This is a genomic window from Gelria sp. Kuro-4 (assembly GCF_019668485.1).
In the GTDB taxonomy this organism is placed as follows: Bacteria; Bacillota; DTU030; order DUMP01; family DUMP01; genus DUMP01.
The window spans coordinates 814,611-841,081 of the sequence record NZ_AP024619.1; the positions used below are offsets into that span (position 1 = coordinate 814,611).

Genomic DNA, 26,471 nt, shown 5'->3' on the forward strand with positions numbered 1-26,471 from the left:
TTGCCTTGTATCAGCCTTGTTCTTACTTAGTATGCTGTTTCATATGCTGTTTCAGCACCGACGGTATAGATTGACAGCAAGTGGAACGCGGCATATAATGAAGCTGTTCTAACTGACCGACCGGTCGGTCGGGACTTGTCCGCCTGCCAGACCCCGTGGCGGGGAAGCAGTGTTGAGAAGGGTCGTTTCTGGGAGACACACGCTGGAGAACGGGAGGAGAAAGGATGCCAAAGCGCTACATAGTGTGGGGAATGCTCGCTGTAGTCCTTTTAGCTTTGAGCGGCTGCAAACCGCCGGCAAAAGAGGCAGGTCCCCAGCCTGTGGCGGTGGAGGTGGCCAAGGTGGCGCGCGGGGATATCCAGGTCACCAGCACGCTGACCGGCCGCGTTGAGGCTGAGACGGAGGTGCCTGTGCCGGCCAAGCTTTCCGCCCGGGTGGCGGCGGTTAGGGTGCGCGTCGGCGGAAAGGTTGAAGCGGGCCAGGTGCTGGTGGAACTGGACAAAAAGGATGTGGCTGAACAGGTGCGTCAGGCGGAGGCCAACCTGAAGGTGGCTGAGGCTTCGCTGCCGCCGGCTTCAGGCGAGTCGGCCGCAGCGGCAGGCGCGCGCGTGGCCCTGGAAAGCGCGCAGGCCGACCTCAAGCGCATTGAGAGTTTAAAGGAACAGGGCCTTGCCTCCGAGCAGGCCTGGGAGCAGGCGAAGGCGCGGGCAGCGGGAGCGGCGGCGCAGTACCAGGCCGTGTTGGATCAAGAAAGAGCGGCGCAAGCCCGCTATGAGCAGGCTCAAGCGGCCTTGGAGCTGGCGCGTTCGCAGCTCGAAAACGCGACCGTCACAGCGCCGATTGCGGGCGTGGTGGCCAGCCTCCCGGTGGAGGTTGGACAAACCGTCGGCCCGGGAGCGTTGGTGGCGACTATTGTGAATATGGAGCGGGTAAAAATCGAGGTCAACGTGCCGGAGAAGGATGTCGTCCATCTTAAAGAAGGGCAAGCGGCGAAGGTGCGCATAGCCAGCCTGAAGGGAAAGGAGTTTACGGGCAAACTCACTTCCCTGGCTCCGGCCGCCGATCCCAAGACGCGGAGTTTCCTCGGCGAGGTGACCTTGGAAAACCCGGGATACGTGCTTAAGCCTGGGATGTTTGCTGAAGTGCGCCTCGCCACGGAGACCCGCCAGGGTGTAGTGGTGGTGCCGCAGGACGCCGTGATCTTGGAAGGGGATAAGCAGGTAGTCTATGTAGTGAGCGATGATACGGCGCGCCGCCGTGAAGTGAAGTTGGGCTTGGGCAACGACGAAGTGGTGGAGGTCCTGAGCGGCGTCAAGGAAGGCGAGGACTTGGTGGTCACCGGACAGGACTACTTGGAAGACGGGGTACCGGTAACCGTAGAAGGCCGGGGTGAAGGCAAGTGAACCTGGCGCAGTTTTCGACGCGGCGGCCGGTTGCAGTCACCATGGTGATTCTGGTCCTCATCGTTTTAGGGACTGTCTCCCTTACGCGCATTTCCATCGATCTTCTGCCCAAAATGACGCTGCCTATTGCTGCTGTCATGGCCACTTACCCCGGGGCAGGACCCGAGGAGATAGAGGAGCTCGTGGCCAAACCCTTGGAGAGCGTGCTGGCCACCGTGAGCAATGTCGATTCAATCCAGTCGATCAGTTCGGCCGATGCGGCCACGATAATCGTTCAGTTTAACTGGGGCACGGACATGGATTTTGCCACCCTGGACATGCGCGAGAAGATCGACCTCGCTCTGTCCCGCCTGCCGGACGGCGTCGACCGGCCGATGGTGGTGAAGTTCGACCCTTCTATGATGCCGATTACGATCCTCAGTGTGTCCAGCGAAGGACGGAATCTGGCTTCGCTGAAGACGTTATTGGAGGACAAGGTGGCTCCGCGGCTCGAGCGCATCGATGGTGTGGCGTATGCAACCGTGATGGGCGGGCCGCAGGAAGAAGTGCGGGTGCTGGTGGACAGCCGGCGGCTTGCCGGGTACGGTTTCTCGCTCGCCCAGCTTGTGCAGGCACTGAAGGCGGAGAACCTCAACATGCCCGGAGGAACCATCGACCAAGGCACGCGCGAGTTTATTTTGAGGACCGCCGGTGAGTTCAAAAGCCTGGACGAGCTTCGGAACTTGGTGCTTATGAGCCCCCAGGGGGTCGGCGTACGCTTGGGCGACCTGGCGGACGTAGAGGAAGTGGAGGACCAAAAGGAGTACACCCTGCTTAACGGCCGCCCCAGCATCGGGATTATGATTCAAAAAGAGGCGGGTGCCAACACAGTAAAGGTAGCCGACCAGGTGCATCGGGAAATGGATAGGCTGAGCCGAGAGCTCAGCGGGATCAAATACTCCTACGTGTTTGACCAGGCGAAGTTCATTCAGCGCTCTATAGGCAACCTGACCTCCAATGCCGTTTCGGGCGCTGTGCTGGCCATCATCATCTTGTACCTCTTTCTGCGTAACGTCAGGAGTACGCTGGTGATCGCCCTTTCTATCCCCATCTCCATCATTGCCACCTTCACCCTGGTGTACTTCAACGGGCTCACTCTCAACATGATGTCCCTCGGCGGGTTGGCCCTCGGGGTCGGCATGCTGGTGGATAACTCGATCGTCGTCCTGGAGAACATCTACCGCCACCGTGAAGAGGGAGAAAGCCGCCTCCTGGCCGCTCAAAACGGCGCCGGCGAGGTGGCCATGGCCATCACCGCTTCCACCCTGACCACGATTGCCGTGTTTCTGCCGATCGTGTTCATCCAAGGGCTGACGGCCCAGATCTTCCGCGAGCTGGCCCTCACCGTTACCTTTTCCCTCCTGGCTTCGCTCCTGGTGGCGCTTACCGTTGTGCCTATGCTGGCGAGCAAGATCTTGGTTATCAACGGAAACAGCGGCACAACTCCGGGGCGGCCCAGCGTTTTCTACCGGGCTTCCCACTGGGTGGGCCGCCGGCTCGCGGCGCTTAACGACCGCTACCGCGCTCTCTTGGCCTGGGCCCTGGATCACCGGAGGGGGGCCCTTTTAGGAGCAGCAGCAGCCTTTATTCTGAGCCTTCTGGCCGTTCCCCTGGTGGGCGCAGAGTTTTTCCCTGCGACCGACGCCGGCCGTCTGAGCGTCAGCGTTAAGCTCCCCTCAGGCACAACCCTGGAAGAAACAGATAAAGTTGCTGAGCGTGTAGGGCAGATCGTCGCGGCTTATCCCGAGGTGGAGACAGTCTTTGTCAGCGCAGGCCGGTCACTGCAGGGCGGCAGCATGAGCGGCAGTGATTCCAACACCGCCAGCCTGAATATCGAGCTGAAACCCAAGAGCGAACGGCGCCGTTCCGACCGCGAGATAGCGGATGCCATCCGCCGCCAGGTCGCAAAGATCCCGGGAGCGGAGATTCGTGTGTCGGTTTCGGACGTCATGAGCATGGGCGGCGGCGGGGTGTCTCAGGCCATAACTTTGAGCATCCGCGGCGACGACCTGAACGTACTGCGCGGTCTGGCCGCCAAGGCGGAAGCGCTGGTGGCCGAGGTTCCGGGGACGAGGGAGGTTCAGACGAGCTTCAGCGAAGGCCGACCGGAGGTGCAGGTGCGGCTTAACCGGGCCAAAGCGGCTTCGCTGGGGCTGAGCGCCGCGCAGGTGGCCCAAACCGTAAGCACGGCCGTCCAGGGGCAGGTGGCGACCGAATACCGCGTGGGCGGCAAAGAAAAGGACATCCGCGTCCAGCTGGCGGAAGAAAGCGCCAACAGTTTGGCCGCTCTGCGCAGCCTGCTCATCTCGACGCCGACAGGGCTCACCGTACCCCTCGCCGATGTGGCCGATATCGTGATCGCCCGCGGCCCGGTGACGATCGACCGCGAGGACCAGGCCCGCGTGGTGACGGTTTCGTGCGATGTTTTTGGGAGACCGCTCGGCGGCGTCAGCCAGGACATCCGGCGCCAGCTGGCCGGGCTCAAACTGCCGCCCGGGTACACCATTACCTTCGGCGGGCAGAACAAGGAGATGGCCGATGCCTTCGCCGGGCTCAGCTTGGCGCTCGGTCTGGCGGTGATTCTGGTCTACATGGTGATGGCGGCGCAGTTTGAGTCCCTCCTTCATCCCTTAACCATTATGTTCTCCATGCCGCTCGCCCTGATAGGGGTGGTGCTGGCGTTGCTCATCACGCGCAAGGCCGTATCCGTGCCCGCCTTTATCGGCGTTATCGTCCTGGCCGGGATTGTGGTCAACAACGCCATCGTCCTGGTGGATTACATCAACGCGCTGCGGGCGCGGGGACTCGGCATGCGCGAGGCCATCCTCACGGCGGGGCCCGTCCGCCTGCGGCCGATCCTGATGACCACCTTGACCACCGTGCTCGGTTTAATTCCCCTGGCCCTCGGCTTGGGCGAAGGCGGCGAGATGCAGGCGCCGCTGGCGATTACGGTGATCGGCGGGCTCTCGATGTCCACCCTGCTTACCCTGGTGGTTGTTCCCCTTGTTTATACCCTGTTCGAGGACATCGGGAGCGGCCTGCGGCGGCGCCTGCGGCGCATTGTCATCGGGCACGAGGAGACGAAGGGAGTGGGAACGAATGCTTAAGTGGCGGCACCTGCCGGGGAGCAGGTGGTGTGCGGCCCTCCTCACGGTGCTGGTGGTTGCCGCCGCCTGGCCGGGAGCGGCGGGGGCGGCCGCGGCGCCGCGGGAGCTTACCCTGGAGGAGTGCCTCGAGCTGGCGGGGAAAAACAGCCCGCAAATCAAGCTCGCGCAAGTGGCGCTGGACCGGGCCAAGCTGGGACTCAAGGAGGCCAAGAGTGCTGTTGATAAGTTGGAGGACCTGGCAGACGCTAGGTTCCCTCTGGATTTTGAATCGACCTTTATAAAAGAAAACGGCCTGTGGCAGGCCGAGCAGCAGCTTGCCCTGGCCCAGGCGTCTTACGACCTGGCGGGCGAAGGAGTGCGCCTGGCGGTGAAGCGGGCCTACTACGACCTCCTCAAGGCCGAGGCGGACCTGGCCCAGGCCGAGGCGGCGGAAAAAGAGGCGGCTGAGTTCCAGCGGGCTGCCGCAGCCCAGGCCGAGGTAGGGATGGCTACACCCGCCCAGCTCTTGGCGGCGGAGACGGCACTGGCCCAGGCCCGCGCCGGGCGCCTGGCGGCCGAAAGCGCGCGGGAAGCCAAGCGCCTGGCGCTCCTTAAGGAAATCGGCCTCGACCTAAACACGGCGGTCAAGCCGGCCCCGGCGCCGGTAGAGAAGGAAGAGTTTGACCTGGAGAAAACCGTAGCGCAGGCGCTGGAGAACAGCCTCGAGATCAAGGCGGCGGCTTTGGAGAAAGAGCTGGCCGACAGGCGGTTTGACCTGACCAAGCGCTGGTACCCCGAGATCACTTACAAGTATAAGGGCGCCGAGTATACTGCCCTGAGCGCCGCGCTGAAGCTTACCGATACCCGGCTGGCGGTGGAGACGGGGGTGCGCTCCAGCTACAACCTGCTCTTGGCGGCGTACGAACAGCTGGGGCCGGCGGGCAAAGCGGTGGACCAGGCGGCCGAAAATCTGCGCCTGGCCCAGGCCAAACTCAAGCTGGGCGCCGCCACCCAGCTGGACGTCCTGCAGGCCGAACGCGCTCTGGCCCAGGCCAGGAGCAGCCTTACCGGCGTGGAGCAGAGCGCCGCCTTGGCCGCCGCCAGCCTCAGGGCGGCGGCCCTGGGACTCAGCCTCAGCAGCGGCAGCGGGCAGGGGTCCACCGGTGCAGCTGCTCCAGCGGGAACAAGCACGGCCGCCGGCGGTTCCACCGCGCCTGCTGCCTCAGCGGCGGGAGGTGGCGGCTTCTAGTGGAGCAAACGACCGGGAAGGCCGAGGCGATCCTCGCGGCCGCTCTAAAGGTTTTTGGGGAGCAGGGCTTCAGCCAGGCGCGCGTGGAGGATATCGCCCGGGCGGCGGGGGTGGGCAAGGGTACCATCTACGAGTACTTCGCCTCCAAGCAGGCGATCTTTGAACGGGCGGTGGAGCAGGGCATGACCCGCTATTTGAACTGCCTGGATGAGGAACTGGCCGCGCCCCGGCCGGCGGAGGAGAAGCTGCGGCGCATCGCCCGCCTGCACGTAGCCTTCGTGGTGGGGCACATGGACCTGGCTCACATTGTGGCCGGGGATCCGGGGGTGCTCTCGGAACGGCTCAAAGAACGCGTCCTGGTCATGCGCCGTTCCGTGGAAGAAAGGATCGCCCGCATCCTCGCCGCCGGGATGGCCCAGGGGCGGCTCCGGCACGTGGAGGGCCGGGTTGCGGCGCGGGCTTTTCTGGGCGCCCTGGCGGCGGCCGGCATGAACTTTTTTGAGCACCTGGACCGGGATCCGGGCGTCGTGGCAGAGACAGTGAGCGACCTTTTCCTCAACGGCCTGCGGGCCGCGCCGGGGAAGCCGGAATAGCTTACAATTTTTGTCTGGGTAAGGAGCCGGGCGGGCAGGTTTTCTCCTGCCCGGCGCCGAATACATAATGCAGTAAAGGTGAGTGAGGCTCGCCTCCCCGACTCTGTAATGGAGATGAAGCGGATGCGCGGAAAAAAATGGCTGGTACTGGCAACGGTCGTAGCTGTCATCTTGGCTACCCTGGCCCTGGAGATGCCCACCCTGGTGCGCGCGGTGGGCAGCACGGATGAGGGCATGGCGGTGTTCCTCGAGGTGCTGAACCGGGTGCGCGAGTCCTATGTGGAGGAAGTGCCGGCGAATCGGCTCATCGACGGGGCACTTAGGGGCATGGTGGATTCCTTGGGCGACCCGTACTCCACTTACCTGACGCCCCAGGAGTTTCAGGACTTCCAGGCCGGCACCAACGGCACCTTCGGCGGTGTAGGCATTGTGATCACCGAGGAAGAAGGCTACATTGTGGTGGTGGCGCCCATTAAGGGCACGCCGGGCGACCGGGCCGGCATCCGCCCGCGCGACCGCATCATCCGGGTGGACGGCCGCGACATCCGCGGCGTGGACATGGACACGGCCGGCCAGCTGATGCGGGGTAAAGCGGGCACGGAGGTGGTGCTGGAGATTGAGCGCGGCGGCAAGACCTTCAGTGTGCCCATCACGCGGGAGATAATCGAGGTCAACCCGGTGGAGAGCAAGCTCCTGCCGGAAGGGTACGGCTATGTGCGGCTGACGAACTTCAACGAGCACGCCGGCCAGCGCCTGCGCGAGGCTCTGGATCAGCTGAGTAAACAGGGCATGCGGGGGGTCATCCTGGACCTGAGGGGCAACCCGGGCGGGCTTCTGGCCCAGGCGCTGGAGGTGGCGCGCGAGTTCGTTCCCGCCGGGCCGGTGGTGTATGTCGAGGAGCGGCAGCAAAAGGAGCGCCGCGTCTTAAGCTCCGATCTGCCCCGGGAGCGCTGGCCGCTGGTGGTGCTGGTGGACGGCGGCAGCGCCAGCGCGGCCGAGATTGTTGCCGGCGCGGTCCAGGACAGGAAGGCGGGTGTCCTGGTGGGCGAAAAGACCTTCGGCAAGGCCACGGTGCAGGATGTCTTCCGCCTGGCCAACGGCGGTGCGGTGAAGCTGACCATCGGCCATTACCTCACCCCGAACGGGCGCTCCATCAACAAGCAGGGCATCACCCCGGACGTGGTGGTGCCGGCGCCGCACTACGAGGGCCTGGGGCCGCTCAAGGTCACCCGCCTGCTCCGGCCGGGCAAAGGCGGGCTGGATGTGGCCGAGCTGCAGCGGAGGCTGCAGGCGCTGGGGTACAACATCACCAAAGTGGACGGTATTTACGGCCCCGAGACGCAAGAGGCGGTGCGCCACCTGCAGTGGGATGCCGCCCTGCCGGCCAGTGGCGTGCTGGACGACGCCACGCTGGCCGCCCTCAACCAGCGCCTGAGCGGCGAGGGCGTCAAGGACGTGCAGCTTGAGAAGGCGATCCAGGTTCTGCGTGGGCTCTTGGCCAAGAAAGCCGCGTAGAGCGGGACCGTGGCGTAGGGGCGCAACTCACTGCGCCCCATTCTTGTGCGCCTGCGGGCAGCGGCGGGGGTAGAGCTGCTGGTCATATTTTCCAGTATCCTTGCCCCCCGGAAAAGACCGCGGCGCTGCGACTTATATCTGCGAGAGGGGAAGGCTTCCCGCGCTCGGCCTGGGGGCGCGCGGGCCGAGGAGCGCGGCCGGGGAAGCTTCGCTGGGTGGACGGTGCTGAAAAAACCTGCGGAGTGGAAAGGAGGAAGGGTGGATGAAGAAACCATTACGCATACTGACGGTGTTCCTCTTGACGGCGGTGCTGGTAACCACGGTCCTGCCCCAGGCCGGCCTGGCGGCGCCCAAAGGCCACGGCGGCCCCGGGCAGGCCGCGCAGAAGGCCCCCAAGTTTAAGTTTAAAGACATCGAGAAAAGCTGGGCGCGCGAGTACATCACCGAGCTGGCGGCGACCGGGCTCGTGCGGGGCGTGAACGCCGATTACTTCGCCCCGGACGACGAGGTGGAAAGCGCGCAGGTGCTGGCCCTCCTGGTGCGCGCCCTGGGACTGGAAGAGAAAGCCCTGGGGTACGGCCCTGAGGACCTGCGGGCCGATTACCTGGCACGGGTGCCGCTGTGGGCGCGCGGCTACGTGCGTGTGGCGGTGGAGCGCGGGCTGGTCACCCCCGAGGAGGTCTCCCGCTGGCAAAGCGGCAAAAAGGCCACGCGCCTCGACGTGGCCCGGTACGTAGCGCGGCTGTTCGGGGAAGAGGAACTTGCCGGAACCCGGCCGGCAGGGCTCAACTTCACCGATCTGGCCGGGGTGCCTACGGACCTTCAGCTGTACATCCTCATTGTGGCGCAGCGGGGCATCATGGTGGGCGCGCCCGGCGGTCGCTGGCTGCCCTTTGACTATGTGAACCGGGGGCAGATGGCGAAGATCCTCTCCCTGATCCTCAGCCGGCTGTCGCCGGTAACCTCCGGGCCTTGGCGCCAGCAGGTGTACGGGGAACTTGTCCAGGTGACGACCGGCGATGCCGACGAGGCGGCGACCGTTACCCTTAAGACACAGCAGGGGCAGCTCACTTACACCTTGGCCGCGGAGTGTGCCGTCTATGTGGACGGCAAAGCTGCTGAGGTGGAGGACCTGGCCCCAGGTCAGCGGGCCTGGCTGGTGCTGACGCGGAGCGCCGGCGGTGACGTCGAGGCGGTTTACGTCCGCGCCCAAACCCCGGCACCGCAAAAGGTGGCGGCCAAGGGTACCATCAGCGGCCTGACGCTGGGCCTGGATGCTTCCCTTACCGTACGGGCCGCCGGCGGTGAGGAGACCACCTTTGCCGTGGAAGATGACACCGTGATCACCCTGGCCAGGCACGACGTGTTCCTGAGCGACCTGGAGCTGGGGCAAAAGGTCGAGGTGCAGGGCTACCGTACGGGCGACCGCCTGGTGGCGACGGAGATCGCCGCCGAGCCGGAGCAGCAGGAGGTGGCCGGGCGCGTGACGGCCATCGTGACGAATGGGCGGACGGCCCTTTCCCTGGTGGATAAGAAGGGGACGCGCTACACCTTCCGCGTCACCGACCGAACCCGCATTCGCCTGAACAGCGGGCCGGCGGTGCTGGAGGACCTGAGGCCGGGCGACGAGGTGCGCGTCCAGGCGGCGGCGGGTGAGGCGCTGCGCGTTGAGGCGACCCGCCCCGAGCCGGAGGAGAAGGACATCGCCGGGACCATTGTCACGCTGGTTTTGGGCGACAATCCCTCGCTGAGCGTGAAGACGCGGAGCGGGCAGGTTTATACCTACCGGGTAACGGACGACACGCGCATCAGCCTGGATGGTAGGGCAGCGACCCTGGATGCGCTGCGCACCGGGTGGCAGGCCGAGCTGACCGTTAAAGGTGACACGGCCCTCAGCATCGCTGCCGTGACGCCGGAACCGGCGGAAACGGAGCTCACGGGGACCTTGGTGCAGCTGAAGTTCGGCAGTGCCGGCTCGCTGGCGGTGGAAGATGAAAACGGCCGGCGCTCGGAGTACCGGGTGGCCAACAACGTGCGCGTGCGCCTCGACGGGAAGGAAGGGACCCTCTGGCAGCTCGCGATCGGGATGCAGGTGAAGCTCCACATCCGGGCCGGCGCGGTGTACGAGATAGAAGCAGAGAATTAAAGAAGGAAAAAGGCGAACGGCGCCGGGTAACACCGGCGCCTTTTCTCGGCGGCCGCGCGGGAGGATTTTCATCTTTTGCCAACGAATACATATGGCAAACAGGTGAATGCTGAGGAGGATGCTTATGGCGAAGGGGTCCAGGCAGAACATGGCACTGCTCCTGGCGGCTCTGCTGGTTCTGGCTGGCGGGGTGCCCATGCGCGCTGCCGGCACGTTCAGCGACCTTAAAGGCCACTGGGTGGAGCCGAAGGTCGAGGACCTGGTGGCGGCGGGCGTGCTCAGCCCGGGCGACAGATTCCGGCCGCGGGATCCGGTGACACGGGCCGACTTCGTTAAAATGCTGGTGCTGGCGGCCGGGCTGCCGCAGGTGGTGACCGTTCCTGCCACCTTCAGCGATGTCCGCCAAAGCACCTGGTTTTACAACTACGTGGAGACGGCGGCCCACTACGGCATTGTCAAGGGGGACGAGGCGGGGCGCTTTCGCCCCTTCGAAGGGTTGACCCGCGAAGAGATGGCCAGCATGGTCATGCGCGCCCTGGGCGACACCACCTCCGCCAGTGCGGCCTTCCTCACCCGTTTTAAGGACGGCGACCGCGTCTCCAGCTGGGCGAAGGACGATGTGGCCCGGGCCGTAGCGCGGGGCATCCTGGCCGGCACCGACCAGGGCTTCCTCTTTCCCTCGCAGGCGGCCACGCGCGACCAGGCTGCGGCGGTGGCCTGGCAGGTGTGGCAAAAACGCGGCCGGGTGACACCGCCGTCCGCCGGAGGCACACCCGGCGCCTTGACGGCAGAGGTTACCGTACTGGCGGCCGACCGCGTGCGCGTCAGCTTCAGTTCCCCGGTGGACCGGGCCAGCGCGGCTACGGCGGCGCGCTACAGCATTGTCCCGGCCACGGGCCTGCAGGTGGGGGTACCCGTGACGGCAGTGCAGGTGGCTGCGGACGCAAAGAGCGTGGAGCTTACCACCGGCGTCCTCACGACCGGGACGCGCTACCTGCTCACCGTGCGCGACGTGGCTGCAGCGGGCGGGGCCGCGCACACGCTTTCGCTTTCCTTCAGCGCGCCGGACTTCAGCTCCCTGCCGCCGGCCGGGCCGGGGACGCAAGGCGGGGTGACGGTGCTCGGGCCGACGCGCCTTAAGGTGGCCTTCGCCAGCGACCTGGACCCGGCCTCGCTCGCGGCCGGTGTGGAGGGGAACTTCACCCTAGTGCTGGCCGGGACGGCCTTCAGCCCCGGTGTGGTCAGCGAGGCGCAGCTTGTCTCGTCCCGTGAGGTGCTGCTTACTGTGCCGGCGCTGGCGGCCGGCAAGGAGTATACCTTGAGCGTTTACAATGTCCGGGACAGGTACGGCCAGAAGCTTTCTTCCAGCCCGCTCAGCTTCACCTTCAGCGTGCAGGCGGACACGCAGCCCCCGGCGCTGGCGGGTGTAAACTCCACCGGGCCGTCCACGCTCGAGGTTGCCTTTACGGAGGATGTAGATCCGGCGGTGGCCGGAAGTACGACGGCCTACCGGTTGCGCGAGAACGGCCTGGCGCCGCAGGCGGCCGTGGTGAGCGGCCGCACGGTGAACCTGGTTTTTCCCGCGCCGCTCACTGCGGGTGCCGCCTACACCCTGGAGGTGGCAGAAACGGCGGACCTGTGGGGTAACCGCATGGGGCCGCAGTCGCGCGTTTTCAGCGTGCAGCCGGACGGCGTTGCACCCCGGGTGGTGGCGGCGCAGGCCGCCTCGTCCACGGCGGTGGAGGTGCAGTTCAGCGAGCCCCTCAGCGCCGTGGGGAGTTATACCCTGGAACGCGACGGGCGCGGGGTGGACATTGCGCGGGCCGAGCAGGTGGCGCCCGGGCGGGTGCGCCTGAGCGCCTACCTGGGGCGAAGCGGTCGCTACCGGCTCCAGGCGGAAGGGGCGGTCGACCTGGCTGGAAACCGCGCTGCCGCCCAGGTGATTTACTTTACCTACGACGGCACCGAGGCAGGGGGCGACGCCTTCCCGCCTGTGGTGACGGCGGTTAAGACCGCCCTGGGAAGCAGCGACGAGCTCGAGGTTACCTTCAGCCGGCCGGTGCGCGCCGCCAGCGCGGAAAAGGCGCGCAACTACCAGCTTACCCTGGCGGATGACTTGAGCACGGCCATTGACGTGGACGATGTCACCCTGGCGGATGACGAAAAGACGGTGCGCGTCACCCTCGACGAGCCGCTCACGGCGGGCGTATCGTACCGCTACTTCATCTCCGGGGTGGAGGGAACCGATGGCCGAGAGATGATTCCGGCCGCCGGGTACTTGGTGGCCGGGAGCGGCAGCGGCTTTGTTACCCGGGTGGCGGCGCTGGATGCGCGGCGCCTGGAGGTGACCTTCGGCCAGGACGTGCAGGGGCAGTATGCCGCCAGCAACTACGGCCTGGTGGAACAGGCGTCCGGCCGGCTGATCCCCATACTGGGGGTGGAGAGCGGCGGCGAGGCGCGGCGGGTGGTGCTCAAGCTCGGCCAGGACCTGGAGGAAGATGAAGACTACACCTTCAGCGCCGGCAACACCATTGCCGACGCCGGCGGGCGCCTCCTCCCCACGTTTACCGCCGGCTTCCGCGCCCGCTTCGACGCGGCGGCGCGGCTGCGCCTCCGGGACGTGGAGCCGGTGGACAGCCGCAGCTTCCGGCTCACCTTCAGCAAGCCGGTGGCGGAGGTGAAGGTGGATCTGACGGGCTATAACCTGGATTACGAGTACTACGGGGCGGTGGTCTTGGTACGGGCCAACAAGAGTTTCCGAAGCGGTGACGCCTACCGCCTCGAGGTGTGGGCGCGGGACCGGGACAACCCGCCTCAGGTGCTGGATTGGGAGCGCGCGACGCTGGAGTTTGGTGAAATGAGCGGGCGCACGGAACTGGTGGACGTGGTGGCCGCTACCAGCCAGCGGGTGAAGGTGGAGTTCAGCGGGCCGCTCGATGCCGACACCGCCTCCGACCCCGACAACTATTACCTGCGCGTGGAGTCGGCCCAGGGGCCCCTTTTCCAGCCTGTGCGGGCGGAGTACGACCCGGCGCACTACCTGGTCTGGCTGTACCTGCCGGCGGCGTCCTCGCTGGGCGAGGGCCGCTACTACCTCACGCTTGACGGTGTGGAAGACGCACTGGGCAACCGGTTCGACCCGGACGACGCCTACCGCTTCTACGGAGTCGATACCGTTCCCCCGGTGGTGCTGCTGCCGTACCTTCCGAATCAGGAGGGGCAGCCGGTGGTACTCCGGACGGCGGGCGGCACGGTCACCTTGGAGGGAACCCCGGGAGCGGTGGAGGCGGAAGCCTACCTGCGCCTCTACGTGGACGACAAGCTGGTGAAGGTGGCGCAGGCGGAAAAGGACGGCAGCTTCCCCGCCCTTGACCTGGGGCCGCTCCGGGGGCGCCATACCCTGCGCCTGGTGGTGACTGACGCGGCGGGCAACAGCGGTGAGCGCAGCCAGGCCTATGACCTGTAGAGAAAAGAAGACTTGTTCTAAAATAAAAAAGGGTTTTAGCCGCCGGTGGAGAAATTAAACTGAGAGCTTAGTGAGCGGAGAGGAGGAATGGGGGCGAAGGAGGGGGGGCTCAATGCCGACACTCCTTGTGGTCGATGACCAACCGGGCATATGCCGTCTGTTCCTCGAGCTTTTCCACGACCAGGGTCTGCGGGTTATCACCGCCGGCAGCGGTGATGAGGCCCTGGTGCGGCTGAAAGCTGAATGCCCGGACGTGCTGCTGCTGGACTTGAAACTGCCGGGAGAAGATGGTACCTTCGTGCTCCAGCAGGCGCGAAGAATGCATCCGCACCTGCCGGTGATCCTAATGACCGGTTACCGCGAAGCCGAATTCCCCAACGAGGCCACGCGCGAGGCCGGCGTGGTGGCGGTGCTGCGCAAGCCCTTTGACATCTTCGAAGCCCGCCGCCTGGTGCTGGATTGTTGCCTGGCCCCGCTGGCGAAGGAAGCCTAGCGGGCGCAGCTCTCAACCTCCGGCCTGTGGTTGCGGCCGTAGCGAAGCGATGCCACGAAAGCAAGAGCAGCGCAGAAAAGACCGCCGGCTTGGACCGGCGGTTTACTTGTGGCGCACCCGGGCAGGAAAACGGCTGCCGGTCCAGAATTACATCCTTTTGAAGGACACCGGCGGGAGGGAGCGGTTTGCTTAACGTAATTGGTGCCCTGGGGGTGGGTTTTGTGCTGGGCCGGCGCGGCTGGCTGGGTAAGGCCGCTGCCTGGGCGGGGCCGGCCGGCACGGCCGGCGTGGCGCTCCTCTTGTTTCTCATGGGGGCGAAGATCGGGAGCGACGCCGAGCTTAGGCAGGGCCTCGCCACCCTGGGCCTGGAGGCCGCGGTTTACGCCGTGGCGGCGGTGGCCGGCAGCCTGGCGGCGGTGAAGGTCTTGGAGCGTGCCTTGCTGGTGTTTCCGGCGGCCAGGGGGGAGCGCGCACCCACCCGGGCCGGCGGCCGAGTTGTTCCCGCCGACCCTCTCCCGCCGGTTCCGGAAGGGGAAAAACGGGACAAAGGAATGATTTGCCTGGTCACCGCGACCCTGGCCCTGGGGCTGGCCGGGGGGTACCTGGGCCTCATGCCGGCGGGCTATGCGCGGCAGGCGGACGCGCTCATTGCGGGGGCGCTCGCCCTCTTGGTTTTTGCCGTGGGGGTGGACCTGGGACAGAAGCAGGATACCCTGCAGGAGTTTGCCACCCTGGGCCTGCGGGCGCTCCTGGTGCCGGCCGGGGTGGCGGTGGGCAGCATGGTGGGGACCATGCTGGCCGGCCTTCTCCTGGGACTTAAATGGAACGAGGGGGCGGCCATCGGAGCGGGCTTTGGCTGGTACAGCCTCTCCGGCGTGCTCATCAGCCAGCTCCACTCGGTGCGCCTGGGAACGTTGGCCTTTCTCAGCAACGTGCTGCGCGAGTCGCTTTCCATTGTCATCCTGCCCTGGGTGTACCGGTACTTAGGGACGCTGGCCGCCGTGGCGCCCGGCGGCGCCACCACCATGGACGTCACCCTGCCGGTGATCGTCAAGGTCGCCGGGGAAGAAGCCGGCCTGGTGGCTTTTGCCAGCGGCTTCATCTTAACCCTCCTGGCCCCCATACTCGTCCCGCTCCTGGTCTAACCCGGGGTCAGGTATCAACTTTCCACTGTTTCTCTCAGATCTGCGAAAACGACGGTACCCAGGAAGCAGCTTCCCGGCGGCGCATGGAGAGGCGGGCCGCGAAGCATGCTGTGAATAAGCGGTTGAGGAAAGGATGGAGGATGAGGATGAGCCTTGTTACCATCGCGGCGCTTATGCCACAGGCGGAAAAAGAAGGTTACGCCGTGGGCGCCTTCAACGCCAACAACCTGGAGTTTGTCCAGGCTATCGTGGCGGCGGCCGAGCGCCAGAAGAGCCCGGTGATCATTCAGGCCAGCCAGGGAGCCATCAACTACGCGGGTCTGGAGCAGATCACCGCCATGGTGCGGACGGCGGCCCAGGCGGCTACGGTTCCCGTGGCCTTGCACCTGGACCACGGCACCGATTTTAATCAGGTGATGCGTTGCATCCGGGCCGGTTTTACCTCGGTGATGATTGACGGCTCCAAGTTGCCCCTGCAAGAGAACATAGCCCTGGTGCGGCGCGTGGTGGAAGTGGCGCACGCGGTGGGCGTGTCGGTGGAGGCGGAGCTGGGCCGGATCGGCGGGACGGAGGAGCACATCACCGTGAGCGACCGCGAGGCCTTCTTTACCGACCCCGACGAGGCCGAAACCTTTGTCAAGGCAACGGGGGTGGATACCCTGGCCGTGGCCATCGGGACGGCGCACGGCCCTTACAAGGGCGAACCGAAGCTCGACTTCGAGCGCCTGGAGGCGATTCGCGCCCGGGTGGGCATCCCCATCGTGCTGCACGGGTCTTCCGGCGTGCCGGATGAGGCCATCCGCCAAGCGGTGGCGCGGGGCGTGCGCAAAATCAACATCGACACCGACCTGAGGCAGGGCTTCACGGCCCGCCTGCGCGCGGTTATGGCGGAGCAGCCGGAGGAGTATGACCCGCGCAAGCTCCTCGGCCCCGCCCGCGAAGCCTTGCAGCAGGTCATCGAGCACAAGATGCAGGTCTTCGGCTCCGCCGGGCAGGTGCGGAAATAAGGATACGGGAGAGAGAAGCGATGAAGCTCTTTCTTGATTCGGCCGACCTGGACGAGGTGCGCGAGGCGGCCGGCTGGGGCGTGCTCTCCGGTGTTACCACCAATCCCAGTCTCCTGGCCAAAGCCGGCGCGCGCGACTTCCAGAGCGTCATTCGGGAGATCTGCACGCTGGTGCCGGGCGGACCCATCAGCGCCGAGGTGGTGAGCGAAGACACCGCCGGCATGCTGCGCGAGGCACGGGAGCTGGCGGCGCTCCACCCGCAGGTGGTGATTAAGATCCCCATGACCCCGGCCGGCATGGCGGCTGTGCGCGCCCTCAAGGACGAGGGTATCCGCACCAACGTCACCCTGGTTTTCTCCACCGCCCAGGGGCTCCTGGCGGCGGCGGCCGGGGCCAGCTTTGTCAGTCCGTTTGTGGGACGGCTGGATGACACCGGCGCCGATGGCATGGCGGTGGTCCGGGAGATCGTGAGCATTTACCGCCTATACGGCTACCCCACCGAGGTGATCGCCGCCAGCATCCGCCATCCTCGTCACGTGGTGGAGGCGGCGCTGGCCGGGGCGCACATTGCCACCATCCCCTTTAAGGTGCTGCGCCAGCTCTTTGAGCACCCGCTGACGCGGCAGGGGATCGAGCGCTTCCTGGCCGACTGGCGGGCGCTGCAGGCGCCCCGAGGCGTAGAAGTCTAAGCGGGCGGAGTGCTGGAAGGAGATCGTAAGTGGCCATCGAACGGGAACTGGCGCTGGAGCTGGTACGCGTCACCGAGGCGGCGGCCCTGGCCGCGGGACGCTGGATGGGACGGGGCGAAAAAGAGGCCGCCGACGGGGCGGCGGTGGCGGCCATGCGCAGCGTCTTTGACACCGTGGCCATGGACGGCACCGTGGTGATCGGGGAGGGCGAGCTGGACGAGGCGCCCATGCTTTACATCGGGGAACGGGTGGGCAGCGGCCACCCGCCGCGGGTGGACGTGGCTGTTGATCCCCTGGAGGGAACCAACATCCTTGCCAAGGGGCTACCTAACGCCATTGCCACGGTGGCGGTGGCCGAGGAAGGCTGTCTCCTGCATGCCCCCGACACCTACATGGAAAAGATCGCCGTGGGGCGCTGGGCCAAGGGGCGGATCGACCTAGCTGCGCCGGTAGCCGACAACCTGACGGCGGTCGCCCGCGGCACCGGTAAGGATGTGCGCGACCTGGTAGTGGTGGTGCTGGACCGGCCGCGCAACTTCGAACTCATCGCCGCCATCAAGGCGGCAGGGGCGCGCCTGAGGCTCATCAGCGACGGCGACGTCGCCCCGGCCATCGCCACCGGCATCCGTGAAGAAGGACCGGACATCGTCTGGGGCATCGGCGGCGCGCCGGAAGGGGTGCTGGCGGCGGCGGCCCTGAAGTGCTTGGGCGGCGAGATGCAGGCGCGGCTGAAGCCCATGAGCCCGGGAGAGCTCGAGCGCTGCCACCGCATGGGCGTCACGGACGTGGATAGGCTTCTCACCATGGAGGACTTGGTACGCGGTGAGGAAGTGATGTGCGCCGTGACGGGCATCACCGACGGCGACCTGCTCAAAGGGGTGCGCTACCGGGGCAGCGAGGCGCGCACCTCCTCGCTGGTGATGCGCGCCCGGACGCGCACCATCCGTTTCATCGAAGCCATCCATGACTTGGCCCACAAGCCCTTCCGCCTGCCGGGTGAAGCTTAAGGTGCCTGCAACAGCTCTGCAATGTGTCTGTAAAGGTTCTGAAACATTTTATTGACAGGTCCTAGTCCACGATGTTATAATAGCAGTGGACAGTATTTCCGACCAGTGTTAAGAACAAATCCTCCTCGGTGTGTGTCCTGTACGGGGCCCGGTGCGGGCCCTCTCTTTTTGGTTAGACCGTTTGCCCGGCGCGCAGGCCGAAAAGCGCCGTCGCCCAGCACAAGGACGACGGCGTTTTCTCTTGCCGTGCTCTCGGCCCGGCTGATGACCCAACCGTGGGGTTCATCTACGAGGTAATTACTGGTAGGCTTTCCTGCTCGTACCGGGATTGGCGCAGGTATACTTTTTTCGATTATGTACACACTACGACCAATCTGTGGTACGAGGTGAAGATGCTTGCAACACGAGCGATCAGCCCGCCCCTGGCTGGCTGCTCTGGGCGGCGTGCTGGCGGCCCTCCTGGCCTTTGCTCCCTCCCTAGGCGCCCAGGCGGAGGTTATCCTCCACATCGTCCAGCGCGGGGAGACGGTGTCTGAGATTGCTGCCCGGTACGGCAGCAGCGTGGCGGCTGTAGCGGCGAGCAACAACCTGAAGAACCCTAATCTCATCTTTCCCGGGCAAGAGCTCAAGGTGCCGGGCGGTGAAAGGATGGTCCACACTGTGGCCCGGGGCGACAGCTTGTGGAAAATAGCGCAGCGGTACGGCGTTTCCCTGGCAGCTGTGAAAGGGGCCAACCCCGGGCTTGACCCGTATCGCCTGGCGATCGGCCAGGAGGTTCTAGTGCCCGGGGCGGCATTTACGGTGACATCTCGCCAGGGCGGGGGTTTGGCCTTGGCCTGGCCTGTTTCCGGACGCATCTCCTCCGGCTACGGCTGGCGCGGCGGGCGCCTGCACTACGGGCTGGACATCGCCGCACCGAGCGGCAGCACCATCACGGCGGCGGCTGCCGGGCACGTGGTGAGTGCCGGTTGGAACGGCGGCTACGGCCGCGTGGTGGTCATTGAGCATGCCCGCAACGTGCGCACGGTTTATGCACACTGCCTGCGGCTTCTGGTGAAGCCGGGCCAGCAGGTGTGGCGGGGCCAGGCCGTCGCCCGGGTGGGCGCCAGCGGCAACGCCACCGGCCCCCACCTCCACTTCGAAGTCCACGTGGGCGGCCGCCCCCAAAACCCCCTCCGTTTCCTCCCCTAACCCGGGGTCAGGTATCAACTTGCCACGGTTTTTATCAGTTATGCGAAAAAGCGGAGATTCCGCGAATCCTTGTATGGGGCTCTCAATGAGCAGGCCGCCCGCGGCGTTTCAGCGTGCGGGCGGCGTCTTTTGCCGGGCGGTCAGCGCCCCGTGGGGCAGGGCGGCGCCGGGGCGCCCTCCTTTCGCAGATGTGAGAGAAACAGTGGAAAGTTGATACCTGACCCCCAGCGGGCGGCGAAGAGGAGGAAGAAAGCGGTGGCCTCGACCAGCTTTTCTACTTCGACGTGCTCTTCGGGCTGGTGGGCCAGGGTGGGCGCGCCGGGGCCGAAGATGAGGAAGGGGATCTGCCCTTCGGGGACGAGAACGGCGGCGTCGGTGTAGTAGTTCACCCCCTGCGGCAGCAGGTCCCGCCCCCAGAGGTCAAGGCCTACCTGGCGGGCCAGGCGCACGATGGGCTCGTCGGCCGCGGTGGCCACGGAGGGCAGGTTCTTGATCACCTTGACTTCGGCCTTGAGCTCCGGGTCGTCCACCCGCAACCGGCCGAGGAGGTCCTCCACGGCGGTGACGATTTCTTCGTGCGGGCGCCCGGGCACAGTCCTGAGGTCGAAGGTGGCGCTGGCCCGGTCGGGCACCACGTTGGTCTTGATCCCGCCCTCAAGGGTGCCCAGGCTCACCGTGCCCTCGCCCAGCAGCGGGTGCTTGTCTGCGCTGGGACGGAAGTGTGCCAGGGCACCCAGTACCTTGTGCATTTTCCAGATGGCGTTGACGCCCAGGTGGGGCATGGAACCGTGGGCGGTGCGGCCGTACGTTGTGATCTCCAGCCAGAGAGCGCCCTTTTCGGCGATAAAGAGCTCGTTGGCGCTAGGCTCCGCGATCACGACGCCCCCTACGCCTTCCAGCCCGCCGGCGCGCCGAAAGGCATGGGCGCCCGCGCTGTCCGTCTCTTCGCCGCAGGTGGCGGCCACGATGAGATCGCCGGCCGGGGTAAGCCCTGCCCGGTGGGCCAAAATGGCGGCCATGGCCTGCGCGGCCACCCCGCCTTTCATGTCGCTGGCGCCGCGGCCGTAGAGGCGCCCGCCTTCCAGTTCACCGCTGTACGGAGCATGGCGCCAGGCGCCCGCCTCTCCCGGCGGCACCGTGTCCAGGTGGCCGTCGTAAAGGAGGGCTGGGGCCTGCCTGCTACCCGGCAGGCGGGCCACCACGTTGGCCCTTCCTTCTCCCAGCGCCACCAGCTCGGCGGCCAGCCCCGCCGCCCGGAACTTTTCCTGGAGCACCTTCGCCACCACCTCTTCCCGGGCGGGCGGGTTGGGACTGGGGGTACGGATGAGCGCTTGGGCCAGGGCGACGATCTCGTCCCGCGCTTCCTCGGCCCAGCGCCGGGCTTCTTCCGGGGTCATGGCATTACCTCCTTGATGCGTGGCGCTGCTTGTGGTTCTTGTCCAGCCAGGTTAGGGCGCTGGCGGCCAGCGCGGCGCTGCCGCGCCAGAAGACGGCTTCGTCCACGTCGAAGGTGCTCGAGTGGTGGGCGCGCACGATGCCCTTGGCCGGGTTCGCTCCGCCCAGGAAGATGAACGTGCCGGGGACCCGCTCGAGGAAAAAGGCCATGTCTTCCCCGCCCATGGTGGGCTCGGAAAGGGTCATCACCCCTTCAGGCCCGAAGAGTTCCCGCGCCGTCTCTTCCACGTGGCGCGTCACCCCCTCGTCGGTGACGAGCGGCGGGTAGCCGAAGTCGTACTTAAACTCGTAGCTTGCTCTGAGCCCCTGGGTGATGCCCGCCACCACCGCTTCCATGCGCCGGGCGATGCTCTGCCGCTCGTCTTCACGGGTGGCGCGCACGGTGCCCTCGAGCTCAACGAAGCTGGGGATCACGTTGTAGGCGCTGCCGCCCTGGATGCGGCCGATGGTGAGCACCAGCGGGTGGGTGGGCTTTTGCTCGCGGCTCACCAGCTGCTGCAGCGCGCCGATGAGGGTACCGGTGATCGCCACCGGATCAACTGTGGTCTCCGGCATGGCCCCGTGGCCACCCTTGCCGATGACCTTGATATAGAAGCGGTCCAGCGAGGCCATGAGGGGACCATACCCGACCCCGATGACGCCGGCCGGGACCTCCTTGAAAATGGTACCGATGTGCATCCCCAGGATGGCCTCCACCGGCGGATCGGCCAGCACGCCGTCCCGGATCATGGGTTCGGCGCCGCCCGGGCCCTCCTCCGCCGGCTGGAAAATCAGCTTCACGTTACCTTTGAGCTCTGCGCAATGCGCCTGGAGCAGCTTCGCCGCCCCCAGGAGCATGGCGGTATGCGTATCGTGGCCGCAGGCGTGCATCCGGCCCGGGTGGCGCGAGGCGAAGGCCAGCCCCGTTTCTTCCTGAATCGGCAGGGCGTCCATGTCGGCACGCAAGGCGAAGGTGGGGCCCGGCTCACAGCCGGCGATAAGTCCCACCACGCCCGACTTGGCCAGCCCCGTTTTCACGGGAATGCCCAGCTCCTTAAGCGTCCGCTCCACATAAGCCGAGGTTTCCGGCAGGTCCAGCCCGAGTTCTGGGATCTGGTGCAGGTCGCGGCGCCACTTGACGATTTCATTCTGCAGCTCTTGCGCCTCCGCGCGCAGCGCCTTCAGATTCATAAGAAACCGCTCCTTTCTTCAACTAACTGCGTTGCCGTTCCCAGTTGTAGAAGATGCGGGCGATACCGATGCTGCCGAAGACCGACGCCGGAATCACCAGCCACACAGGGATACCCTTGAGTACCCCGAGCAGCAGCAGCGGGATGCCGATGCCGAAAACGGCCACCTTAGGGTAGCGCAGGCTGAACTGCCCGAAGACGGCGCCGAAGATGGCCGGGACCGTGTATACCTTGAAAGCGTCGGCGACGGCCGGCGGGAAGATACGGATGAGCGCCGCCCCGACAAAGGCGGCGAGGGTGACACCGACGAGGTTCGTGATGATGGAACCGGCGATGCCCAGGGTGGCCACAATCTCCGCCTCCGGTGTGCCTGTCTCCACCTCGGTGACCTCTTGGGCCATGCTGGCGCAGGGCAGGCGCAGATTGGAGATGTTGCCTGAAAGAAAGCTCATGTACGTCCCGGAGAGACCCAGGATGGCATAGTATGACACCGGCTCTACAATGTAGAAGGCGCCGAAGGCGGCGGCGATCATGGCCCAGGCCTTGAGCGCCATGGGTAACGGCGGGAAGACGCCGAAGCGCAACCACAGGTAGACCGAGGGCAGGAAGGCCAGAAGCCCGCCCGCCAGCACCGTGATGCTGCCGATGCGGATAACCGGCTTCTTCCAGATTTCCTCAAAGGCGGCCAAGCGCTTGCTGCCCGCGTCCATTTTTCTTGCCTCCTTCTACCCTAGCCAGACGGCCAGGGCCATACCGATGAGCATGGCTATACCCAGGGTGTACTCGCGCAGCCACTTGGCCCGCTCTGCAAGTTTGAGCAGAATCACCATGGCGATGGCGCCGGTGACCACGGCGATGAGCCGCCCGCCGCCGGCCAGGACGTGACTGGTGTTGAGGTAACCGAACACGCCCAGCATGGCGGCACCGCTCAAAGCAGCCAGCCACTTGGGATCGCCCCCGCCGATTTTCTCGCGGAAGTCCTCGAGTTTATGGGTGAACAGGCTGACAAAAAGGAGCCAGCCGAAGCCGTTGATGGCCATAGTCCATCAGGAGGTGGCGAGGGCCAGGAGGTCGTAGTCGGCGCCGCCGAATTCCACCCCGCGCGCCTGGGCGCCCACCGTGGCAGCAGTGAGCTCGGTGGGGGCGGCGCCGATGACGGATAAGCGCAGCCAGGTGATCGGTCCCCCGACGACGGACATCATGCCCACCATAACGATGAAGATGGCGATGGAAGGGCCGATGGCCGTGACGAGGCCGGTGCGAAAGGCCTGGCGGCACTTCTCCCGCGCGTAGCCGATTTTGTCGGCCGTTGTGTAAGCCAGCCGGGTGTAAAGCACCGCCTGCACCAGCACCATGCTCACGGTCAGCGCGGCCAGCACCCAAACCCCAAAGCCGTTGGCGATCTGTAGGATTTTCGGGGACACGCCGCTTACCTCCTCGTTGACTTGCTCGGGTTTTCCGTTCCGTGCAAACCGAGTCCCCCACAGGCTTACTTCACCCCTATACTACCCCCTTTAAGCGCTGCCATTCCGGGGAACTTCCTTGTGAGAATTCCACTTACCCCGAAGAATTCCTTTCCCGCAGTGGCAGGCTTTCTTACGGTGCTCATTAAGGGTTCTTATAGTTCGGCGCACCGGGATGGTATGGTATAATGAGCGTAAGTGCAGCACAGCAGGGTGCTCAAGTGTTATCTGGAACCGCGTGCTGCCGGGGGGAGAGATGAAGGTGAGCCCAAAGCGTTGGCGCCGTGTGTTGACACTGGCGATGACCGCTTGCGCCGTCCTTTACTTCGGTGCAGCGCCGGCGCACACGGTTCCACCTCCGGATACCAGCGGCAGCCGGGTGCTGCGTATCGCAGGCGATAACGCCTTTCCCCCGTACGAGTACCTCAGCCCGCAGGGAGTGTACAAAGGTTTCAACGTTGACATCCTCCGGGCGGTGGCCCTCCAAAACGGCTGGGACCTGGAGCTCATACCTCTCCCCTGGTCGGAGGTGCGCGCCGCCTTAGATCGGGGAGAAGTTGATGCTATTCAAGGCATGAAATACAGCCCTGAAAGGGATAAGTTGTATGATTTTTCCGATCCATATCTGAACAGCTCGCTTTCTATTTTCGTGCGCCGCGAGCGAGTGGATATCCACGAGTTGGAGGATCTGAGTGGGCGGCGCGTTGCGGCGCAGCAGGGAGATATTGCCGTAGACCTGCTGCGTCGGGTTCCCGAGGTAGACCTGAAACTTTCCATAAATCAGGGCGAGTCGCTCGAGCTTCTCCTTGCCGGGGAGGTGGACGCTGCGGTAGGTAATCACCTGACGGGCCTTTACCTCCTCCAACAGTTAGGTCGGGCGCAAGCAGTGAAGGTGGTCGGCGGGCCACTTGCCCCTGCCAACTATGCCCTGGCGGTGCGCGAAGGAAGAAACAGGGCGCTCCTTCGCGAGTTTAATCAGGGCTTGGCTGCGATTCGCAAGAACGGTACCTACGACCGTATCTACCAGAAGTGGTTCGGCGCGGAGATTCCGGACTACCCGCAGAGGCTCCGCCAGCTTTTTTATGGCGCCGGCGCTGCCGTGGCGCTGCTCTTCGTTGCGGTGGCGGTGGTGATCCGCGTCAACCGGCGCCTCCGCGACGAGGTAGCCCGCCAGGCGGAAAAGCTGGCCCGCAAGGAACGGCTTGAGTCGGTGGGTGAACTGGCCGCGGCCCTGGCGCATGAGATTCGCAATCCCCTCACCGCCATCAAGACCCTTGTTGAGCTTCTGCCGCAGAAACTCGATAACGCGGCCTACCGGGCGAAGCTGGTTGAGATTGTGCCGCAGGAGGTAAGGCGGCTCGACCTTCTCATAACCAGCCTGCTCGACTATGCTCGCCCTCGTCTACCTGTGCGGCAGGCCTTTTCTGCTGCCCAATCGGTGGGCGAAGTCCTGGCCGTTCTAGAAGAAGAGGCCCGGGCGAAGGGCTTGACCCTTCAAAATAAGGTACCGGCAGATCTCATACTGTGGGCGGATCCGGGTCAGGTGCGGCAAATCCTCACCAACGTCGTTCTGAATGCCATCCAGATACTTTCACCTGGTGGGAAGATCGTCTTGGATGGGGGCGTCAGGGGAGGGTGCGGTGTGCTTTTCTGCCATGACAACGGGCCCGGGATTAAAGCCGAGGACCTGTCACGCGTGTTCGATCCTTTCTTCAGCCGGCGACAGGGAGGCACTGGACTGGGCCTTTTCCTTTCGTACCGCTTGGCCCAGGAGAACGGCGGGGATCTGGGCATAGAAAGCATAGAGGGGCAGGGCACTACAGTGCGGCTTACGTTGCCCCTGGGAGGTGAACCGGGTGTCGGCGGTGTTGATCATCGATGACGAAGAAAGTGTACTCGTTTCCCTGAGGTTTGCCCTTGAAGACGACTATACTGTGCATACCGCCAAGAGCTCAGAGGAGGCGCTGGAGATACTGCGCAGCGAGCCGGTTTCCGCTGCGCTTCTCGACCTGCGCCTAGGAAACGAGGACGGCCTCGCGGTTCTGGGCGAACTGCGCGCAGTGGACCCAGAGCTTCCGGTGATCATCATCACCGCTTACGGCAGCATTGCCTCGGCTGTGGAAGCCATGCGTCGAGGTGCCTTCTCTTACCTCACCAAGCCGCTCAACCTGGAGGAACTTAAGCTTGCGCTCAGACGGGCTGTGGAGCATGCCGGGCTCAATCGGCGGGTGCGAGAGCTTACGGCTGCTCTGACCGCCGATACACTGCAGTGGGGGATAGCGGCCGGAAGCCGCGCGATGCAGCCGGTGCTGGCTCTTATTGAGCGCGCGAAAGATATCGATGCCACTGTGCTTATCACCGGTGAAAGCGGCACAGGGAAGGAGCTGGTGGCCAGAGCCCTTCACTTCGCCGGTCGGCGGGCCAAGGGCCCCTGGGAAGTGATCAACTGCGCGGCTATTCCAGCTACTCTGTTGGAAGGAGAACTCTTTGGCTATACGGCAGGAGCGTTTACCGGGGCGACGCGCAGCCATACCGGCCGCTTTGCTGCCGCTCACGGGGGAACCCTTTTTCTCGACGAAGTGGGTGAACTGGAGCCTTCCGTGCAGGCAAAGCTCCTACGCGTCCTGGAAGACAAACTCGTGCGCCCTTTGGGGGCGGAGAAAAGCCGGCGGGTGGATGTACGCGTGGTGGCGGCGACCAGCCGGGATTTAAAGAAAGAGGTGGAGGCCGGGCGTTTCCGGGCGGATCTTTACTTCCGCCTCAATGTGGTGTCCATCCATCTGCCGCCCCTCAGGGAGCGGCGCGAAGACATCCCCCTTTTGGTCCGGCACTTTCTGGCGCGTATTTCCGAGCGTTTGGGTGCACCTTCGCTGAAGCTCACCCCGGAAGCTCTGGCTGCCTTGGAAGCGTACTCTTTTCCGGGTAACGTGCGGGAACTTGAGAACGCACTTGAGCGGGCCGCCGTGTTGGCCTCCGGGTCAACCATCACTCTGGCCGACTTGCCGCCTGAGATACGCGTAGCGGCAGGGGCCGGGACAGGGATGCGGGGTACCCAGCGCATTGTTTTTCCCGTGGGGGTTACGCTTGCCGCTGCGGAGAAAGAGCTGATCCTCACGACCCTCAAGGCTTTCGGCGGCAACCGCAGACGCACGGCCGAAGTACTGGGAATAAGCGAACGAAACCTGCGTAACAAGCTTAAGCAGTACCGCCGAGAGTACTAGGCAAAACATGCCGCACGGAAATTCTTGCCGGGTATATGCAGGGCGTCGGGAGGCGGTAAACCCCCATACGGAGCGCAGTCAGTACCTGGCATAGTTTTTGCAGCCTCCCATGGTCAAGTGCCGGTGCAGCAACA

The 26,471-nt window shown here is 65.2% G+C and carries 18 protein-coding genes and 1 pseudogene; 15 read left to right on the forward strand and 4 right to left on the reverse strand.

Going from position 1 to position 26,471, the window contains the following annotated elements; genetic code table 11:
* The first annotated feature begins 224 nt into the window (after window positions 1-224).
* The 13 genes from K5554_RS04165 (at window position 225) to K5554_RS04225 (ending at window position 19,029) form a co-directional block, all read left to right on the forward strand.
* A complete protein-coding gene (locus K5554_RS04165; RefSeq protein ID WP_221039885.1) occupies window positions 225-1,403 on the forward strand; it encodes an efflux RND transporter periplasmic adaptor subunit in 1,179 nt (392 codons plus the stop codon).
* Window positions 1,400-4,549 (forward strand): efflux RND transporter permease subunit, encoded by a 3,150-nt coding sequence (locus K5554_RS04170; protein ID WP_221039886.1) that lies wholly within the window; start codon window positions 1,400-1,402, stop codon window positions 4,547-4,549. The genes K5554_RS04165 and K5554_RS04170 overlap by 4 nt, the downstream gene beginning before the upstream one ends.
* Window positions 4,542-5,777, forward strand: coding sequence for a TolC family protein (locus K5554_RS04175; RefSeq protein ID WP_221039887.1), 1,236 nt, complete (start codon window positions 4,542-4,544; stop codon window positions 5,775-5,777). Before K5554_RS04170 ends, K5554_RS04175 begins: the two co-directional genes overlap by 8 nt.
* The gene (locus K5554_RS04180; protein WP_221039888.1) at window positions 5,777-6,370 is read left to right on the forward strand and encodes a TetR/AcrR family transcriptional regulator; all 594 of its coding nucleotides are present in this window, start codon (window positions 5,777-5,779) and stop codon (window positions 6,368-6,370) included. The genes K5554_RS04175 and K5554_RS04180 overlap by 1 nt, the downstream gene beginning before the upstream one ends.
* A gap of 123 nt (window positions 6,371-6,493) precedes the next feature.
* Complete coding sequence (locus K5554_RS04185; protein ID WP_221039889.1) at window positions 6,494-7,885, forward strand: S41 family peptidase; 1,392 nt, start codon at window positions 6,494-6,496, stop codon at window positions 7,883-7,885.
* 262 nt (window positions 7,886-8,147) lie between these two features.
* On the forward strand, window positions 8,148-10,031 hold the full coding sequence (locus tag K5554_RS04190; protein WP_221039890.1) for an S-layer homology domain-containing protein: 1,884 nt from the start codon (window positions 8,148-8,150) through the stop codon (window positions 10,029-10,031).
* A gap of 124 nt (window positions 10,032-10,155) precedes the next feature.
* Window positions 10,156-13,497 (forward strand): Ig-like domain-containing protein, encoded by a 3,342-nt coding sequence (locus K5554_RS04195; RefSeq protein ID WP_221039891.1) that lies wholly within the window; start codon window positions 10,156-10,158, stop codon window positions 13,495-13,497.
* A gap of 112 nt (window positions 13,498-13,609) precedes the next feature.
* Entirely contained in the window at window positions 13,610-13,990 is a 381-nt protein-coding gene (locus tag K5554_RS04200; protein ID WP_221039892.1) for a response regulator, read from the forward strand.
* A gap of 185 nt (window positions 13,991-14,175) precedes the next feature.
* Window positions 14,176-15,135 (forward strand): lysine exporter LysO family protein, encoded by a 960-nt coding sequence (locus K5554_RS04205; protein WP_221039893.1) that lies wholly within the window; start codon window positions 14,176-14,178, stop codon window positions 15,133-15,135.
* Between the two features lie 146 nt (window positions 15,136-15,281).
* Complete coding sequence (locus tag K5554_RS04210; protein WP_221039894.1) at window positions 15,282-16,142, forward strand: class II fructose-1,6-bisphosphate aldolase; 861 nt, start codon at window positions 15,282-15,284, stop codon at window positions 16,140-16,142.
* A gap of 20 nt (window positions 16,143-16,162) precedes the next feature.
* A complete protein-coding gene (gene fsa, locus K5554_RS04215; protein ID WP_221039895.1) occupies window positions 16,163-16,831 on the forward strand; it encodes a fructose-6-phosphate aldolase in 669 nt (222 codons plus the stop codon).
* Window positions 16,832-16,866: 35 nt separating this feature from the next.
* Window positions 16,867-17,838, forward strand: a complete 972-nt coding sequence (glpX, locus tag K5554_RS04220; RefSeq protein ID WP_221040513.1) for a class II fructose-bisphosphatase — start codon at window positions 16,867-16,869, stop codon at window positions 17,836-17,838.
* Window positions 17,839-18,234: 396 nt separating this feature from the next.
* The gene (locus tag K5554_RS04225) at window positions 18,235-19,029 is read left to right on the forward strand and encodes a peptidoglycan DD-metalloendopeptidase family protein (RefSeq protein WP_221039896.1); all 795 of its coding nucleotides are present in this window, start codon (window positions 18,235-18,237) and stop codon (window positions 19,027-19,029) included.
* 140 nt (window positions 19,030-19,169) lie between these two features.
* On the opposite strand, the gene K5554_RS04230 is transcribed toward K5554_RS04225, so the two are convergent.
* The 4 genes and pseudogenes from K5554_RS04230 to K5554_RS14385 form a co-directional block, all read right to left on the reverse strand.
* On the reverse strand, window positions 19,170-20,426 hold the full coding sequence (locus K5554_RS04230) for a M20 family metallopeptidase (protein ID WP_221039897.1): 1,257 nt from the start codon (window positions 20,424-20,426) through the stop codon (window positions 19,170-19,172).
* A 4-nt stretch (window positions 20,427-20,430) separates the two neighbouring features.
* Complete coding sequence (locus K5554_RS04235) at window positions 20,431-21,654, reverse strand: M20 family metallopeptidase (protein ID WP_221039898.1); 1,224 nt, start codon at window positions 21,652-21,654, stop codon at window positions 20,431-20,433.
* A gap of 22 nt (window positions 21,655-21,676) precedes the next feature.
* Window positions 21,677-22,363: a hypothetical protein gene (locus K5554_RS04240; protein WP_221039899.1), complete on the reverse strand. Its 687-nt coding sequence runs from the start codon at window positions 22,361-22,363 to the stop codon at window positions 21,677-21,679.
* 15 nt (window positions 22,364-22,378) lie between these two features.
* A pseudogene (locus K5554_RS14385) lies at window positions 22,379-23,077 on the reverse strand (DUF5058 family protein).
* A 301-nt stretch (window positions 23,078-23,378) separates the two neighbouring features.
* Here K5554_RS14385 and K5554_RS04255 point away from each other — a divergent pair.
* Both K5554_RS04255 and K5554_RS04260 read left to right on the forward strand, forming a co-directional pair.
* Window positions 23,379-24,998 carry a transporter substrate-binding domain-containing protein gene (locus tag K5554_RS04255; protein ID WP_221039902.1) on the forward strand — a complete coding sequence of 540 codons (1,620 nt, stop codon included), beginning with the start codon at window positions 23,379-23,381 and terminating at the stop codon, window positions 24,996-24,998.
* A complete protein-coding gene (locus K5554_RS04260) occupies window positions 24,973-26,337 on the forward strand; it encodes a sigma-54 dependent transcriptional regulator (protein ID WP_221039903.1) in 1,365 nt (454 codons plus the stop codon). The genes K5554_RS04255 and K5554_RS04260 overlap by 26 nt, the downstream gene beginning before the upstream one ends.
* Window positions 26,338-26,471 lie beyond the last annotated feature (134 nt).